Below are 19217 nucleotides of genomic sequence, written 5' to 3'. Positions count from 1 at the left end.
CCAAAACATAGTAAACGATTTTATCTTTACACATAATATGTAAAACCTTTATCAAGCCATATAAAGCAAATTATCGAAAGAAATTAGATGTTTCCATGACTCCCTCTCAATAGTTAATACACCATAAATTCCTTGTAATCAGATTCCCTCACTGAAAAAGTTTTTCATTAATTCACGAGGGCAAAATGTAGGAATGACATAAAAGACATATTCTCCCGTTGATATTTCCCTTTTAGAAATTGATATATAGATTACATAGAAATTCTTTCTCCTTTATCTATATGAAAATTTGGCCCTTCTGCTTGTCTCATAGGAGGGAAAAATTGTAACCACTTCTTTTTCCTATTAAAACATGCGGTTAACTATAGTAAAAAATACTTTTATCAATCTTTTTTTAAGATCTCTAAGCTAATAGTATAATCTAAAAACAGAAAGAATTTAAAGGTCCAAATGAAAGAATTTGGAGAAAAGCAGACATCTCAAAAAAAACAAGCAAGAAAAAATAATACTACGCTTTCTCAAGAAAAAATAATTCATCAAGCATTAAAATTTCATTCACAGGGAAATATTCAAGAAGCGGCAAAATATTATCAATATTTGATAAATAAGGGATTCAACGATCACAGGGTTTTTAGTAATTATGGAGTCATATTAAAAAATCTTGGCAGATTAAAAGACGCTGAAATCTCATACCGTAATGCTATTGAACTTCAGCCTAATTACCTACAAGCTCATTATAACTTAGGAGCAATTTTAAAAGATTTTGGTCAATTACAAGAAGCTGAATTATCGACTCGCAAAGCTATTGAACTCAAGCCTGATTTCGCAGAAGCACATTACAATCTGGGAGGCATATTGAAAGATCTTGGTCAATTACAAGAAGCTGAATTATCGACTCGCAAAGCTATTGGACTCAAGCCTAATTTCGCCATGGCACATTCAAACCTGGGAAACATATTGAAAGATCTTGGTCAATTACAAGAAGCTGAATTATCGACTCGCAAAGCGATTGAACTCAAGCCTGACTATGCAGAAGCATTTTCTAATCTGGGAAATATATTGAAAGATCTTGGTCAATTACAAGAAGCTGAATTATCAACTCGCAAAGCGATTGAACTCAATCCTGATTTCGCAATGGCTCATTCAAACCTTGGCATAATATTGAGAAATCATGGAAACTTACAAGAAGCTGAATTGTCGACTCGCAAAGCGATTGAACTCAATCCTGATTTCGCAATGGCTCATTCCAATCTAGGAAACATATTGAGAGATCTTGGGAAATTACAAGAAGCAGAGTTATCGACTCGCAAAGCGATTGAACTCAAGCCTGATTTCGCAATGGCACATTCAAATCTGGGAAGTATTTTGAGGGATCTTGGCAAACTAAAAGAAGCAGAAGTATCTACTCGTCAAGCAATTGAACTCAATCCTGATCTCGGAATGTCACATTCCAATCTAGGCAATATTTTGAGAGATCTTGGCAATTTGAAGGAATTAATTCTTTTATCAAAATCAACACTTGAGTCAAAATCAATCAATGAAAGTTATAAGTTACTCGCTCTATTACGAATTACAATCGCTAATTTAATAGAAAAAGATTTTAGAGGAACGTCTTTGAACATCAAAAAAGTCAATAAATTAATCGATAAAGGAGTAGCTAATACTATTGAAGATATAAAAAATAGAAACTATACATTATCTTTTTCTAGATTTATTACTTTACTTTATCCTCTGCTCGACAAAGAAAATGACATACATGATTCAGACACCATACCTCATATAGGTGAAAGTCATTGTCTTTCGTTCGCCCACCAAATGCTATCAATTCACTCAAAATCACAACAAATTCAACCCGTTTTAATTACAGGTGCTAAAGCATGGCATTTTGCTAGTGATCAAAATAATCAATGGAAAAGTTCATTAAATCAACAGATAAAAAAACATAATTATAGTGATAAAATATTTATCTCTTTTGGAGAGATAGATTGCCGAAAAGAGGAAGGTATTTTGCCTTACTCGATCAAAAATAATAAAGACATTGTAGGAACTTGTGAAAAAACTATCAATAATTATTTAAATTATATGGAGTTTATTCTTGCTCCACATTACGCCAAAAGATATTACTTTGGTATTCCAGCGCCAACAAAACAAAAAGAATTAATTGATGAATTAGATATAAAAAGGGTAGAAATGATCAAAATATACAATTCAATTTTTAAAAAAAATGTCTTATCTAGAGGAGCATATTTCTTAGACGTTTATGATTTAACATCCGATAAAAATGGAGAAAATAATAATATTCATATGTGTGATCACACGCACCTATCTCCAAAATGTCTCTCTATTTTGTTTACGAATCACCTATACGAACCTTAAAGTTTTATCCAATAAATTGCTGAAAATATATCTACCTTATATATTTTATTTCTCTCAAAATTCAAAGAGCTAAATATTTAAAAAGGAAGAGAAGTCAATTCTCTAAATTTGCTCTATAAACCAGATAACAAGATATCAAATCGAATTGATTCAGAAGGGATTTTTTTGAGTAATAAAAGGTGACTTCATCATTTGAAAGTAATATTTTGATTCTATAACTACAGTTCAGTTGTCGATACTATTCCCACTAAATAGTTCCTACCCCAAATATGCCTTATAATCCAAGTCCATCTCGGAAACAGTTTCTCCTTAATTCTCGAGCGTAAACGTTTAGAAGACGTTTTTAACCTTATGACTTTCTTATTAGGACATTACTTTAAAAATAGCGTAAAGGATTATAAATCCTAGTTTAGTATTGAAATTTTGTCCTCTTGTCCTATCTCTGGGTAGAAAAATTATACGAAGCTAAACTTGAAAGGCAGAAAATCTAGTTCGGATAGAAGCAAGAGGCGCGACTTAAACTAGTAAAAATAAATAAAATAGTCGGATATTCACATCTAAGCCCAACACAGGCAAGGACCAAGAAATCTGTGCAAGAGAAAAAAGGAAAAAAACAGTCGCTGAAATAAAAACATAGACAATTGCATTTGCACTAAATGAAACTAAAGAAAATAGTTCTCTTACTACCTTTTAATCTAAGGTCTGACTCGCTTTTCAAGCATTCAGACTGCTCTAAACCCTACTTTTGAAATCGTTGAGATCTGCTTCTAAGATTTTGTTTCTTAATAGAAATTAAAGCTATTTGCATTAAAAGCAATTATTACCATCTGATGTAATAAAATATTGTCATTAATGAAACATATACGACATTTTTTGTTGTACTGGGTATGAGTATTGACTTCGATCCAGATGATGGGAATATTGAGAAAAATAATGACTTAGATATTTATTCCGTTCCATTTTCATTGAGTGAAATCCATGAAAATATAAATATTTTAACTAATAATTTTAAAGACGAAATAATCGCGAAAGCATTTCAAGCACATTCAAATGATAATATTTTAGAATCAGCTAAGAATAGTGATTTTAAATCTTCTAAAGAAGAAATAATTGATCAAGCATTTAAGTTTCATGCAGAAGGAAACACCTCAGAAGCAGTAAAATATTATCAATACTGTATAAATAAAAGTTTTAATGACCACAGAATATTTTTAAATTTTGGAGTGATTTTGAGAGATCTTGGAAAATTAAAAGAAGCTGAATTATCGACTCGAAAAGCCATTGAACTCAATCCCAATTTCACTAAAGCTCATTCTAATCTGGGAGATATTTTAAAAGATCTTGGAAAATTAGAAGAAGCTGAATTATCGACTCGAAAAGCCATTGAACTTAAACCTGATTACGCAATAGCTCATTCAAATCTAGGAAATATTTTGAGAGATCTTGGTAACTTAAAAGAAGCAGAATTATCAACTCGCAAAGCCATTGCACTTCAACCTAATTTCGCAAATGCTTATTTAAATCTGGGAAACATATTGAAAGATCTTGGCAAATTACATGACGCAGAATTATCACAACGCAAAGCTATTGATCTTCAACCTAATTTCGCCGAGGCTCATTCAAATCTAGGAAATATATTGAGAGATCTTGGTAACTTACAAGAAGCAGAAGTGTCTACGCGAAAAGCCATTGCACTCAATCCTAATCTCGCAGAAGCTTTTTTTAATCTATCTCTCATACAACTCCTAAAAGGAAATTATAAAGATGGTCTAGAGAACTATGAGTTTAGATTAAAAAAAAAGAGACCTGCTCTTATTCACGGCAAGACAAAACTTAAACGAATCGACAATCAACTATCAAACCAAGAAAGCAAGATTTTAGTCGTTAGTGAGCAAGGTTTAGGAGACACACTTCAATATATGAGGTACATACCTTATTTAAGAAAGAAAGGTCTTGATGTCTCTTTTTCTGCTCAAACCAAACTACATTCATTGATCCAATCTTCAGCCATTGATCAAAATCCATTAACTCCAGAACAAGTAGAAAAAGTTTCAGCACGTCAATGGATTCCACTATTATCTTTAGCTAGATATCTCAAAATCAGTCCAAAAAATCCAATCATTTCTCAACCATACATATTTTCAACAGATCAATTCACTCAAAAATGGAAAAATATTTTTTCTAAAGAAAAAAGACCAATCATTGGGATTAATTGGCAAGGAAGTACAAGACTTGAAAAAACTTATCAAGGACGATCAATTCCTTTAGAAACTTTCTCGCTTCTTTTTAAGCAGAATGAACTATCAATACTTTCTCTACAAAAAGGGTTTGGTTCAGAACAATTAGAACAATGCTCATTTAAAAATAAGTTTGTTGAATGCCAACCACAAATTAATTCCACTTGGGATTTTCTTGAAAATGCTGCCATCATCCAGAACTGCGATTTGATTATTACTTGTGATACATCAATTGCTCATTTAGCTGGAGGAATGGGAAAAAAAGTTTGGTTACTTTTAAGAGATATACCCTTTTGGACATGGGGACTAAAAGAAGAAACAACATTTTGGTATCCATCGATGAGATTATTCAGACAACACGAGCGACATAATTGGCAAGAAGTGATGGAAAGAGTATCAATCGCACTTAAAAAAGAAATATGTAAGTAAGGTTTTAACTTTATAACTACAAAGTAGTAGTCTTTACTATTCCCACTCAATGAAACCCCAAATATACTAAGATCAAGATCTCTAATTATATCTATATAAATCATAGAATTTGGTAATGTTGGCATCTCATATGAAATCAATACGAGAAAGTTAAACTTCTCAAAAGGAAATTAACTTAGAGATGTCATAGGCAATCATTCAAGTCAACTACTACTTTATTTAGCTAAATATAAAAATTAAATAATTTCAGCATTAGTATTACAATGCTTGGCATCAAAGGATATGAAGATGGAACAATCTGGTAACAAAGATCATGGGAGCAAGAATATCTATGATATAAAAACATTCCCAGTTCCATTTAAATTAGGAGAAATCAAAGAAAATCTTACTCTTAATACAAAGACTCTTTCTCAAGCCTCTAAAGAACAAATAATTAATCAGGCAATAAAGTTTCATACAGAGGGTAATATTGCAGAAGCAGGGAAATATTATAAACAGTTAATTAAGCAAGGTTGTAATGACCACAGAGTCTTTTCAAATTATGGAGTCATCTTAAAAAATATTGGCAAATTAAAAGAAGCAGAATTATCTACTCGCAAAGCAATTGCACTCAATCCTGATTACGCAAAGGCGCATTTCAATCTTGGAGGCATATTGATAGATCTGGGCAGATTAAAAGAAGCAGAATTATCTACTCGCAAAGCTATTGCACTCAATCCTCATTACGCAAAGGCGCATTTCAATCTGGGAAACATATTGATAGATCTGGGCAAATTAAAAGAAGCAGAATTATCTACTCGCAAAGCAATTGCACTCAATCCTCATTACGCAAAAGCATACTATTCACTATCGTTACTTAAATACTCCAATAAAGATATGATATGGAGGGATCAACTCTTTTCTGAAGGTATCTTAAAAAACAAATCACAAAGAGAGAAAGTTGATATTTACTTCGCAAAAGCAAATATTCTTCATAAGGAAAAGAATTATAAGGAAAGTGCTAAACATTTCAAATTTGCAAATCAATTAAAACTTATACTTAACCCCTCAAACGCAGATAATTTAATCAATAAATCTAAAGAATTACTTATTGAATCAGAAAAAAAAGAAAATAATCAAAAAGAATATACAGAATCACAAGAGAGTATTTTCATTGTAGGTATGCCAAGAAGTGGTTCTACATTATTAGAATCAATTATTACTATGAATACTAATATTAAGGATTTGGGAGAGAGTCAGATCCTCGAAGAATCATTTCTAGAAAGTAAGCAAGTTGATCAACAATTAACACTTGCTGAATTATATTGGAAAAAAATCAAAGATCTTAATCAAAAAGCGAATAAAACAACTAATAAAAACTTATATAATTACCTATACACAGGTATCATTGCCAAGAAAATACCAACCGCAAAAATTATTCACTGTTATAGAAATCCTTTAGATAATATTCTTTCAATATACCGAGCTCATTTTCTTAAGGGAAATGATTATTCCTCTTCCTTGGTTGATTGCGCAAGAGTTTATTTAGATCAAGAAAACATAATGACAGAGTATAAAAAGAGTTTTAGATCCAAAATATACGACTTAAATTATGACTTATTAGTGACCAATCCTAATAAAGAAATTAAATCTTTAGTCTCTTGGCTAGATTGGGAATGGGATGATTCATATCTATCACCACATCTCAATACAAGATCAGTTTCAACAGCAAGTAATGTTCAAGTCCGCTCCCAAATCAATTCAAAATCAGTTGGTGGATGGAAGAACTACAAAGAAATGCTTAAAACCTCTATAGAAATCCTTGCTCAAACGGATAGATATCGAAACTTGATTTCATAAATCATCAACAAAAATTTTTGCGTTGTTGGTTAAGAAGGAGTTTATTCTCATGTTGAGTAGGTTTGGTTTAAGAGGAGGTGAGATCCTCCACAGTAGAGACAAAGACACATTTGCAACTAATCATCAAAAAGACCTGCTTTAGAGCGGGCCGCCTTTTTGGTATCTTTTATATCCTCAGGAAAAAATAATTTGTAGGGCATTCGTCAATCAATTCTTAGTGACTAAATCTTAGAAATTTAACTACAATTGTAGGAAAAACACTTTCTATGATTTCTCAATAGAGAAGAGGGCACGTGGAACTACAACTTTCAATCTATAACTACCTCTTAGTAGTCATTATCACTCCCACTCAATAGTTACCAGCCCAAATATTCCTTGTAATCCCTTTCACTAATACAACCAATTTCCCCAACAATTCTCATGCAAAACTTATGGGGAAGGCATAAACTGACTAGATTTAAGAGTAAGATGTTTAAAATTCAAAAGAAAATAAACAATGGAGAGGCCTGAGAAGCAAGAACCAGGTAAGCGCAAAGTCTCTGAAATTAAAACATTCTCAGTTCCATTTACTTTAGAAAAAATCAACGAAAATATTACGATCACTACCAGCACTGCATCTAAACATTCTAAAGAGCAAATAATTAATCAAGCATTTAATTTTCATTCACAAGGGAACATAAAAGAAGCAGCCAAATATTATCAATCCTTTATTGATCAAGGATTCAAAGATCACAGGGTTTTTTCTAATTATGGAATTATTTTAAAAGATCTTGGCAAATTACAAGACGCAGAAGTATCTACACGCAAAGCCATTGAACTCAATCCTCAATTCCCTGATGCTCATTACAATCTGGGAATCATATTGAAAGATCTTGGCAAATTACAAGACGCAGAGGTGTCTACTCGCAAAGCTATTGAACTCAATCCTCAATTCCCTGATGCTCATTACAATCTGGGAATCATATTGAAAGATCTTGATCAATTACAAGACGCAGAGGTGTCTACTCGCAAAGCTATTGAACTCAATCCTGATTTCGCAGAGGCTCATTTAAATTTAGGAAACACATTAAAAGATCTTGAAAACTTTCAAGAAGCAGAATTATCGGCTCGTAAAGCAATAGAACTTAAACCCAATCTTTTTAACTCTCATTTCCTTCTTGCCAATATACTTATTGAGCAAAAGAGGCTTAAAGAAGCAGAAATATCTAGTCGCAAAGCCATTGCACTCAATCCTAATATCGCAGAGGCACATCTAAACCTTGGGGTAGTTTTAACTGACCTAGAAAAATCACAAGAAGCAGAATTATCAACTCGCAAAGCAATTGAACTGAATCCTAATTTGGCAATGGCTCATTCCAATCTTGGAATCATTTTAAAAAATCTTGAAAACTTTCAAGAAGCAGAATTATCAATTCGCAAAGCGATTGACCTGAATCCTGATTTAGCAGAAGCACATTCCAACCTTGGAACCGTTTTGCGAGAACTTGGAAACTTACATGAAGCTGAAATATCCATTCGCAAAGCAATTGAACTCAATCCTCAATTCGCTGATGCTCATTTCAATCTGGGGAGCATATTGAGTGATCTTGGTAATTTACAAGAAGCAGAAGTATCTACTCGCAAAGCTAGTGAACAAAATCCTAATCTCGCAGAAGCTTTTTTTAATCTATCTCTCATACAACTCATAAAAGGAAATTATAAAGATGGTCTAGAGAACTATGAGTTTAGATTTAAAAAAAAGAGACCTGCTCGTATTCACGGCAAGCCAAAAATCAAAAGAAAAGATAATAAAGAATTTCAAAAAGGAGAAAAACTTTTAGTTATTAGTGAGCAAGGTTTAGGAGACACACTTCAATATATGAGGTACATACCTTATTTAAGAAAGAAAGGTCTTGATGTCTCTTTTTCTGCTCAAACAAAACTACATTCATTGATCCAATCTTCAGCCATTGATCAAAATCCATTAACTCCAGAACAAGTAGAAAAAGTTTCAGCACGTCAATGGATTCCACTATTATCTTTGCCTAAATATCTAAAAGTAACCCCAGCGAATTCAATTGTCTCTGGTCCATATATCAAGACAACAGAGGCACTAAAAAATAAATGGCAAAGAATACTATCTAAAGAAAAAAAACCAATAATTGCTATTAATTGGCAAGGAGGTCTAGAAACCGAAAAGGGTTATCAAGGACGATCAATTCCTTTAGAAACTTTTTCAATACTCTCTGATCTACAAAACATCAAAATGCTTTCGCTCCAAAAAGGATTTGGTTCAGAGCAATTAGATAGTTGCTCATTTAAAAAGAATTTTGTTGAATGCCAACCTCAAATAGATTCCACCTGGGATTTCCTTGAAAATGCTGCCATCATTGAGAACTGTGATTTAATTATTACTTGCGATACTTCTATTGCTCATTTGGCGGGAGGGATGGGAAAAAAAGTTTGGTTACTCTTAAGATATATCCCTTTTTGGACTTGGGGATTAGAACGAGAAACTACATTTTGGTATCCGTCTATGAGATTATTCCGACAACACGAACGACATAATTGGCAAGAAGTGATGGAAAGAGTTTCAAGAGCACTTAAATCAGAAATATCCCTCACAACAAAATCTTACAGATCTATTGATGAGAGTGGAATCTCCCCCTCATAACAACCACTTTAACCCCCCTATCAATCAAATGTAGGCGATGGTACAGATTTGTACATTGAAACAAGTAAACCTCAGCAATTTTTAGTAGTTATTAGTAACATTTGAATAAATTAGAAAACAGAAAAGAAATAATTTTATCCATCTTTTTTAAGTTCTCTAAGCTAATAGTATAATCTAAGAAACAGAAAAGACGTAAAGGTCCAAATGAAAGGATTTGGAGAAAAGCAGACATCTCAAAAAAAACAAGCAAGAAAAAATAATACTACGCTTTCTCAAGAAAAAATAATTCATCAAGCATTTAAATTTCATTCACAAGGAAATATTCAAGAGGCGGCAAAATATTATCAATATTTTATAAATAAGGGATTCAACGATCACAGGGTTTTTAGTAATTATGGAGTCATATTAAAAGATCTTGGCAGATTAAAAGACGCTGAAATCTCATACCGTAATGCTATTGAACTCAATCCTAATTTCGCAGAAGCACATTACAATCTGGGAGGCATATTGAAAGATCTTGGTCAATTACAAGAAGCTGAATTATCGACTCGCAAAGCTATTGAACTCAATCCTGATTTCGCAGAAGCATATTACAATCTGGGAGGCATATTGAAAGATCTTGGTCAATTACAAGAAGCTGAATTGTCTACTCGCAAGGCCATTGAACTCATTCCTAATTTTGGTATAGCACATTCAAGTTTGGGAGGCATATTGAAAGATCTTGGTCAATTACAAGAAGCTGAGTTATCGACTCGCAAAGCTATTGAACTCATTCCTGATTTTACAGAAGCATTTTCTAATCTGGGAAATATATTGAAAGATCTTGGTCAATTACAAGAAGCTGAATTATCGACTCGCAAAGCTATTGAACTCAATCCTGATTTCGCAGAGGCTTTTTCTAATCTAGGAAATATATTGAGAGATCTTGGTCAATTACAAGAAGCTGAATTATCGACTCGCAAAGCTATTGAACTCAATCCTGATTTAATTGAAGCTCATAAGAGTCTGGGATACATACTCCTTGAAAAAGGTGAATATGACTCAGCCTTAAAATATTTTTCAGAAAGTGCTGAGTTACTAAGAGGACAAAAAAACCAAGAATCTAATAACTCAAAATTCACTCAAATAAGTAAAGCCAAAATAGATCATGATATTGAACAATTTGAATATTTAGCATCGCAAGGTTACGAGAGAAAAAAATTTATAGCTCTTATCATTCTGTATAAAAAAATTGCCGCTGAAATTAATTGGCCATCTGAAACTCAATTGATTTCTCTAAGCAATCATCATCAAAGTCTTCTTCATGGTAGTTACAATCGTCTCATACATCAAATAAAGGTACCTACAGTTAAAAACGAAGCAATCAATAATTCCTTAAATGTTGCGCAAATTACAAATGATTATTTCGATCATGAGTTCGGATTAACTTACATTGATGATTTCTTAAGTGCTAAAGCAATAGAGTCTCTTCGACAATTTCTACTTGGAAGCACAATTTGGTTTGATATCAAAGGGGGTGGCTACCTTGGAGCATATTTAACGGAGGGTTTGGCTAATCCATTAATTATTCAAATAGCAGATGAGCTAAAAAAGAAGTTCCCTCAAATATTCAAAGATCATACTATCAATCAAATATGGGCTTACAAGTACGATAGTCGTGCGAAACATGAAGATTCATCCATCACAGGTATCAATGTTCACGCAGATTTCGCAGCAGTCAATGTGAATTTCTGGATAACTCCTCAAGAAGCCAACTTAAATCCAGACTCTGGTGGTTTAGTTGTCTATGACGTAGAAGCACCAAAAGATTGGGATTTTAAAACTTATAATCGTAATGTGAGCAAAATCCGAGAAGAACTAAAAAATAGTAAAGGGAATACTAAAGTGATTCCACATAATGAAAATCGTGCTGTTATCTTCAATTCAAATTTATTTCATGAAACTGATAATTATGAATTCAAAGAAGGGTATGAGAATCGTAGAATTAATATCACCATGTTATTTGGAAATAGGATAAATAATGAGTGGTAATGTGTATCGAAAGTATAAATGAAAAAATCTAGCGGTAAAAATCAAAGAAAGAGGGAAATCTATAAAGTACATACATTTCCAGTTCCATTTACTTTAGAAGAAATTAAAGAGAATATTTCTATTTCTACTAATATTTCTTCCAAACCTTCTAAAGAACAATTAATTAATCAAGCAATTAACTATCATGCACAAGGAAATATTGTAAAAGCAGCACAATATTATAAAGATTTCATAAATCAAGGATTCAAAGATCACACGGTTTTTGCTAATTATGGCATCATATTAAAAAATCTTGGTAAATTACAAGAAGCAGAATTATCGACTCGCAAAGCTATTGAATTGAATCCTGATCTCGCAGAAGCGCATTTCAATCTGGGAAACATATTGAGAGATATTGGTAATTTAAAAGAAGCAGAATTATCTTTCCGCAAAGCTAGTGAATTAAATCCTAATCTCACAGAAGCGCATTTCAATCTGGGAAACATATTGAGAGATATTGGTAATTTAAAAGAAGCAGAATTGTCTTTCCGCAAAGCAATTGAACTTAATCCTAATTTCGTAGAGGCACATTCCAATCTGGGAAACATATTGAGAGAAATTGACAATTTAAAAGAAGCAGAATTATCTTTCCGCAAAGCAATTGAACTTAATCCTAATTTCGCAGAAGCACATTCCAATCTGGGAAACATATTGAGAGAAATTGACAATTTAAAAGAAGCAGAATTATCTTTCCGCAAAGCAATTGAACTTAATCCTAATTTCGCAGAGGCACATTCCAATCTGGGAAGCATATTGATAGATCTTGGCAGCTTAAAAGAAGCAGAATTATCTATTCGAAAAGCAATTGAACTGAAGCCTGAATACATAAAGGCACATTTAAATCTAGGAATAATATTAAAAAGTCTTGGCAACTTACAAAACGCAGAATTATCTATTCGAAAAGCAATTGAGCTAAATCCTAATTGCACAGAGGCATACCTTTCACTATCTTTACTTAAATATTCAGATGAAAATATGAGATGGAGGGGTCAACTCTTTTCTCAAAATATTGTACAGAACAAATCCCAAAAAGATAAGATTGATATTTACTTTGCAAGAGCGAATGTTCTTCATAAAGAGAAAAATTACGAAGAAAGCTCTAAATATCTTCAATTAGCGAATCAGATTAAACTTGATCTTAATCCATCGAACTCTGATATTTTTATCAATAAATCTAGAACATTACTTATTGAATCTGATAAAAGAGAGATTAATAAAAAAAATTATAAAGAATCACCAGAGAGTATTTTCATTGTAGGCATGCCTAGAAGTGGTTCTACTTTACTAGAGTCAATTATTAGTATGAACAATGATGTATATGATCTAGGTGAAATTAACATTCTAGAGGAATCATTCCGAGAATATAAAAAGTATAAAGGAGAGAAAAATCTTAGTGTATTATATCGAGAAAAAGTAAATAATAAGACTCAATTAAATATCACAACAAATAAATGGTTATATAACTATCAATACGCTGGTATCATTGCCAATCATATATCAAGCTCTCGAATTATTCACTGTTATCGAAATCCTTTAGATAATATACTATCAATTTATCGAGCACATTTTTCTACTACAGGAAATACATATTCAACTTCCCTGATTGATTGCACAAAAGTTTATTTAGATCAAGAGAAAATAATGAAAAAGTATAAAAATAGATTCAGATCAAAAATATACGATTTAGATTACGATTTATTAGTGAGGAATCCTTATAAAGAAATTAAATCGTTGATCTCTTGGTTAGATTGGAAATGGAACGATACATATCTATCGCCACATCTAAATCCACGCTCAGTTTCAACTGCAAGCAATGTTCAAGTTCGTTCCCCAATCAATTCAAAATCAATTGGTGGATGGAAGAACTACAAAGAAATGCTTAAACCTGCTATTGAAATCCTGACTAAAACTAATAGATATCGAGACTTACTTTCTTGAATCATCATCAAAAATTAGATAGTTAGAAATAAACACCGCATAAAATAAGCAAAGTTCTCTTATATAAGGACAATTAACTAAAGGTATATTGAGAATCAACACGCATATGCTTTCTAACTCTTCATAATCGGTAATTTTGTCCCCTTGTCCTATGTTCTCTTCGTGGAGAAATAATATAAAGATCTACTTTTTAGTCTCTATTTACAAGTTTAGACATGGCTTCAAACAATGTGAACAAGCGTTAGAGTTAGGAGTAAAATAGTTGAAATTCTAAAGGGAAACAACAATTGATGGAGTCGGATGAACAAAAGCAAGAAAAACAGAAAGTTACTAAAGTGAAAACATTCTCAGTTCCATTTGCTTTAGGCGAAATAAAAGAAAATATTTCTATTTCCACTAACACTCTTTCTAAGCCTTCTAAAGAACAAATAATTAAGCAAGCGTTTAAGTTTCATCAACAAGGAAACATTTCAGAAGCAACAAAATATTATCAATATTTCATCAACGAAGAATTTAAAGATCACCGAGTTTTTTCTAACTATGGAGCAATTTTAGAAGGTCTAGGCAAATTAGAAGAGGCAGAAAATATGTATCGCAAAGCAATTGAACTGAATCCTAATTTCACAGAGGCTCATTCCAATCTTGGTAATATATTAAATAGTCTAGGCAAATTAAAAGACGCAGAATTATCCACTCGCAAAGCAATTGAACTGAATCCTAATTTCGCAGAGGCTCATTACAATCTTGGTAATATATTAAATAGTCTAGGCAAATTAAAAGAAGGAGAAAAAAGTATCGTTCAATGCTTAACAGTGAATGAAAATCATTTAAAAGGAAAGCTAACACTCAGCGCTATAAAGTTACACCAAGGTGATAATTCATTATTAAATAACGTAATACAATCAAATCAATCAAATCAATCAAATAATTCTTTTTTAAATTCTTTAAAATGGGTGTCAAGTTTAGCCAAACTACCAGAAGTATTTTTTCAGCGATCGGATTTTTATGATGCCGTAATTAAACAAAGCATTCAAAATCGCCCTTTTTACGAATTTGGTGTCTATAAAGGTTCGTCATTTAAGTATTTAATTAAAACATTTAAAGAAGGTTACGGATTTGATACGTTTGAAGGCTTGCCTGAAAATTGGGATCGTTTTAAAAAAGGAGCATTTTCTACACAAGGAACCATTCCAAAAATTATTGGAGGAACATTTATAGCAGGAATGTTTGAAGACACATTACCTACGTTCTTTTCTCAGCCAAGACCAATAGCGTCAGTTATAAATTTTGACGCCGATCTATATTCTTCTACTGTCTGTGCGTTAAATTATTCAAAACCAATAATCGATAAAGATACAATTTTAATTTTTGATGAGTTTATTGTCCACGACAATTGGGAGCAACACGAATATAAAGCATTCAATGAATTTTGCTCAAAAAATAATTTCACTTACGAGGTTTTAGCAGTTTCTTATGCTACCTATCAAACAGCCGTGAAGCTTATAGCTATTTAACTAAAAGACAACAACAAATAAACGTACAAAAGTTGGCAAGGTTTGCGAGAAGCATCCAAATACCTTCAAAGGAATGTATTAGTTCTGGATATGTAAAACGATATTCTGACTCATTGAAAAGCATAAAAATATTTTGTGTTATGGAGATAGCCTTTTTCTACAATTTTTTTTAGAGATATGAAAAAGAGTTTTTGTGAAATGTACATGAAACCTACTCCTTCAAAGGCTTGTCAACACTAATATTGATTGGCAAATAAAATCCGTGTGAAATACGAAGAATAAATTATCACTAAAAAGTAGGCGTTTTCACGGCTCCCACTCAATAGCACTTGATCAAATTATTGAGTGTTGGACAATGATTTGCTCCCTTTTTACCACTTGGAACTCCCGTGGAACCGTTGCATTAGCAAGGGAGCAAACAATTATTTACCTTTCCTTAACTACGATCGATTTTCACGCCAAAACCCTCAGGTATCTCGTCATTGATATCTTTTAAATCCATCCATCTATTCTCCTCATCTACAGTCAAGTTTTTGAACTTTCTAACATAGACATCTCCTGCTAGACCGGGATCTTCAACTCCAAAGAAATCGCATATTTCTTCTACTTTTGCCCAATGCTCAATTTCATTCGTTGCTCTTTTGAATTCAGTAATTTCAAATTTCCCTTGTTCTGCCTGACTTAATTTGTTTAAAACTGAGGACGAAACAGAAACGGTTACACAATCCCATTTCGAACTATTTTCTCCTTCCAACTCAAGATTTCTTTGATTGAGTTCTTTTAACCAAGTTTCATCCAAAATCTTCTATTTTTCTTCAATCTACTAAGAGAGTTTATTTGATTCAGGATCTAATGATTGATAGAACTCGTCAAAAGTCCTCACTTTTTATTCTTAGATCCTTTGTTTTAATGCCTACGTTGCAGGTTCTCATCAGTTTGTGTTTCCCTAGTGACAAAAGGTGCAGACAGGAGTAGAAATGAAATAACAGAACAACTCCTCACACAATAGTTCTGTTGTAAAAAGGCACTCGACTTCGAGTAAGTAGGGTGTTTTTTTAATGGTTGATTTTATAGAATTGGCACATGTGACAGTTGAGAAACTCATCTGCTAACACTTGAGACCCCTAGTTGCGTCTAATAAGTTGATTTTGTGAGGAGTTGAGATCCTCCGCAGTGGAAACAAGGAAACACTTGCGCCTGATCTCACAAAGAAACCGTCCAAACAGAACTGGGCGGTTTTTTTGTGCCTTTTCTAGAGTGGTCGAATGATATTTCCATCTCCCCAAGTTGTTTTTGGATTACTGCTTTTAAGCACAGCAGTGGTTTTGATTTTTGATATCAGATACAACCCATTCGGAAACAGTGAGGACGATATCTAATTAGGAATTTTTTCGGATGCAGAACCTTTGTGAAATTGATTAGAAAAGGAAAAGCAGAACAACTCCTTACCAAAATTCGTTCTGTAACTGAAGAGAGGGACTCAAGGTCGCTGAAGCAGCAGGGTCCCTTTCTTAATGCAATTTAATGAGTTAAATCAGTCCCTCCCTCAAGTAATGTTTCCTCAATTCTCGTGGGAAACATGTAGGAGACATATCAGAAACAATATCTTGTAGTTTTAGATATTGATTTAGAGGTTGCGTAAATCTTATTACATCCTATTTACATCTGGTGCTTCTATCCTCCTTAACCGACTTCTCTAGTTAGACAAACAGTAAAAGCAATACAAATTTCATATTAAGAACTATTTAACATAATTAAATTAGCTTAGATAGCTTAAACTAGAGTTATATTCTCATACTTATTTTTTTAGACTTGGAAGCATATCTAGAAATCGCTCAATCTCTCTTTAAGCAAAACAAATATCAAGAAACTATTGATACTTGTAATCAAATATTATCTACTGATAGAAACTCAATAGAAGCTTTAAAATTATTAGCCAAATCTTTTTTAGCCACTAGAAAGATAGATGATGCTCGGTTAAATTTTAATAAAGCTCTCAATATTAAACCAGATGATTATGAATCAATTAAAGACCTAGGTAATACCTATCAAATGATTGGGGATATTAATAATGCTAAAAAGTATTATCAAAAAGCACTTAAGATTAATAGTTCTTATGCTCCAGCATTGACAAATCTTGGGAGTATTGAACTCAATACAAACAATAAAATACAAGCATTATCTTTATTAAGCAAAGCAACTAAATCTGATCCACACTTAGCCCCTGCCTGGATAAACCTTGCTAATGGTTATATTCAATTTCGAAAGGTAAAAGAAGCCGAAGTATCTATACGCAAAGCAATTGAACTTAATCCTAGTCTCTTCAACTCTCATTTCCTTCTTGCCAACATTCTCATCGGACAAAAGAAACTTCAAGAATCAGAACAACCTTTACGCACAACAATTGAACTCAAACCTGATTTATTTCAGGCTCATTTCAATCTTGGAGCAATTTTAAAAGATCTTGGGAAATTACAAGACGCAGAATTTTCGACTCGCAAAGCTATTGAACTTAATCCTGAATTCGCTTCGGCGCATTCCAATCTAGGAATGATATTGAAAGATCTTGGGAAATTACAAGACGCAGAATTTTCAACTCGCAAAGCTATTGAACTTAATCCTGATTTAGCCAAAGCGTATGAAATTTTAGGTTTGATACTTCTCGAAAAAGGTGACTATGACGCATCCTTAAAATATTTTTTAGAAAGTGCTGAGTTACTAAGAGGACAAAAAAAGCAAGAATCTATTAACTCAAGACTCTCACAAATTAGTAAGGCCAAAATAGATCATGATATTGAACAATATGAATATTTAGTATCGAAAGGTTACGAGAGTGAAAAATTTACAGCTCTTGCTATGGTTTACAAAAAAGTTGCCGCTGAAATTGATTGGCCGTCTGAAACTCAATCAATTTTTTTAGACAATCATCATCAAAGTCTTATCAAAGGTAGCTATAATCGATTAATACATCAAATTGAAGCACCTAAATTAAAAAAGGAAGCAATAAGTAATTCATTAGATGTCGCGAAAATTACAAATGATTATTTCGATCATGAGTTCGGATTAACTTACATTGATGATTTATTAAGTCCTACAGCCCTGGAATCACTTCGTAATTTTTTACTCGGAAGTACAATTTGGTTTGATGTTAAAAAAGGTGGTTATCTTGGAGCTTATTTGAAAGAAGGTTTAGCTAATCCCTTAATTATTCAAATAGCAAATGAATTAAGAAAAAAGTTCCCCAAAATTTTTAGAAATCATCCAATCAGGCAAATATGGGCATACAAGTACGATAGCCGTGCTAAAAATAAAAATTCATCTCTCAAAGGGATCAATGTTCATGCAGATTTCGCGGCAATAAATGTCAATTTTTGGATCACGCCTAAAGAGGCCAATTTGAATTCTGATTCTGGTGGGTTAATCGTCTACGACGTAGAAGCTCCAAAAGAATGGGATTTTCAAACTTATAATAATGATGAAAAGAGAATTAAAGAAGAACTAAAAAAAAGCAAAGGGAATACAAAAGTTATTCCTTATAAGGAGAACCGTGCTGTTGTATTCAATTCAAATTTATTTCATGAAACTGATAATTATGAATTCAAAGAAGGATATGAAAATCGTCGAATTAATGTCACGATCTTATTTGGGAAAAGAAGTGATAGTTAGCTAATCTCTTTCTCCTTAGAAATGAGTAACTAACTAATTAAAGAACATAAAAAGATTTAATTTTGTAGAGAAAGCCATCTTTCTACGATTTCTCCATGGAAAAGGTAAAAAGGGGACTTGTGAAACTACTGACCTCAAAACCCTTGATGGTACATAAGCAATATTCCATGTGATACTCATGTGAAACTCAAGTATTCAGTCTATAGCTACTTTTTTGTAGACGTTTATTCCGACTCAATAGCAACTCTACAAACACTAAGTTCAGGATAATCAATTATAACAGAAGAAGTCACAGTATTTGATAATAAATAACTTCTAAGTGAAACTTTGGTGAAACTAATAAGAGACGATAATGAACTAAAAACTCCTCACAGACGACTTTAACTTAGAGATATAGTAGGGAATTATTCTAAGAAAATACTACTTTATGCCACCCAAAATGAAACAACAATGATTTGAGAAAGAATTAATAAGGATTCCAATTAGTAGTAAAAT

10 protein-coding genes are annotated in these 19217 nt (G+C 32.5%); 8 read left to right on the top strand and 2 right to left on the bottom strand.

Features of this window, described 5'->3' with window-relative positions:
- The first annotated feature begins 450 nt into the window (after positions 1-450).
- The 7 genes from O5639_RS07805 (at position 451) to O5639_RS07775 (ending at position 15056) form a co-directional block, all read left to right on the top strand.
- Positions 451-2376 carry a tetratricopeptide repeat protein gene (locus O5639_RS07805; RefSeq protein WP_269623984.1) on the top strand — a complete coding sequence of 642 codons (1926 nt, stop codon included), beginning with the start codon at positions 451-453 and terminating at the stop codon, positions 2374-2376.
- An 887-nt stretch (positions 2377-3263) separates the two neighbouring features.
- Positions 3264-5042 carry a tetratricopeptide repeat protein gene (locus O5639_RS07800; RefSeq protein ID WP_269623983.1) on the top strand — a complete coding sequence of 593 codons (1779 nt, stop codon included), beginning with the start codon at positions 3264-3266 and terminating at the stop codon, positions 5040-5042.
- Between the two features lie 288 nt (positions 5043-5330).
- The gene (locus tag O5639_RS07795; RefSeq protein WP_269623982.1) at positions 5331-6881 is read left to right on the top strand and encodes a tetratricopeptide repeat-containing sulfotransferase family protein; all 1551 of its coding nucleotides are present in this window, start codon (positions 5331-5333) and stop codon (positions 6879-6881) included.
- A 496-nt stretch (positions 6882-7377) separates the two neighbouring features.
- A complete protein-coding gene (locus tag O5639_RS07790) occupies positions 7378-9534 on the top strand; it encodes a tetratricopeptide repeat protein (RefSeq protein ID WP_269623981.1) in 2157 nt (718 codons plus the stop codon).
- Positions 9535-9738: 204 nt separating this feature from the next.
- On the top strand, positions 9739-11565 hold the full coding sequence (locus O5639_RS07785; protein ID WP_269623980.1) for a tetratricopeptide repeat protein: 1827 nt from the start codon (positions 9739-9741) through the stop codon (positions 11563-11565).
- Between the two features lie 18 nt (positions 11566-11583).
- Complete coding sequence (locus O5639_RS07780) at positions 11584-13542, top strand: tetratricopeptide repeat-containing sulfotransferase family protein (protein WP_269623979.1); 1959 nt, start codon at positions 11584-11586, stop codon at positions 13540-13542.
- A 290-nt stretch (positions 13543-13832) separates the two neighbouring features.
- Entirely contained in the window at positions 13833-15056 is a 1224-nt protein-coding gene (locus O5639_RS07775) for a protein arginine N-methyltransferase (RefSeq protein WP_269623978.1), read from the top strand.
- Positions 15057-15492: 436 nt separating this feature from the next.
- On the opposite strand, the gene O5639_RS07770 is transcribed toward O5639_RS07775, so the two are convergent.
- A complete protein-coding gene (locus O5639_RS07770; protein WP_269623977.1) occupies positions 15493-15855 on the bottom strand; it encodes a hypothetical protein in 363 nt (120 codons plus the stop codon).
- A gap of 1013 nt (positions 15856-16868) precedes the next feature.
- Between O5639_RS07770 and O5639_RS07765 the strand changes: the two genes are divergently transcribed.
- Positions 16869-18722, top strand: coding sequence for a tetratricopeptide repeat protein (locus O5639_RS07765; RefSeq protein ID WP_269623976.1), 1854 nt, complete (start codon positions 16869-16871; stop codon positions 18720-18722).
- Positions 18723-18755: 33 nt separating this feature from the next.
- On the opposite strand, the gene O5639_RS07760 is transcribed toward O5639_RS07765, so the two are convergent.
- On the bottom strand, positions 18756-18902 hold the full coding sequence (locus tag O5639_RS07760; protein WP_269623975.1) for a hypothetical protein: 147 nt from the start codon (positions 18900-18902) through the stop codon (positions 18756-18758).
- Positions 18903-19217 lie beyond the last annotated feature (315 nt).

The organism is Prochlorococcus marinus str. MIT 1214, assembly GCF_027359355.1.
GTDB classification, from domain to species: Bacteria; Cyanobacteriota; Cyanobacteriia; order PCC-6307; family Cyanobiaceae; genus Prochlorococcus_B; species Prochlorococcus_B marinus_F.
The sequence above is the reverse complement of the archived record's forward strand: the minus strand, read 5'-3'. Positions and strand labels throughout refer to the sequence as shown.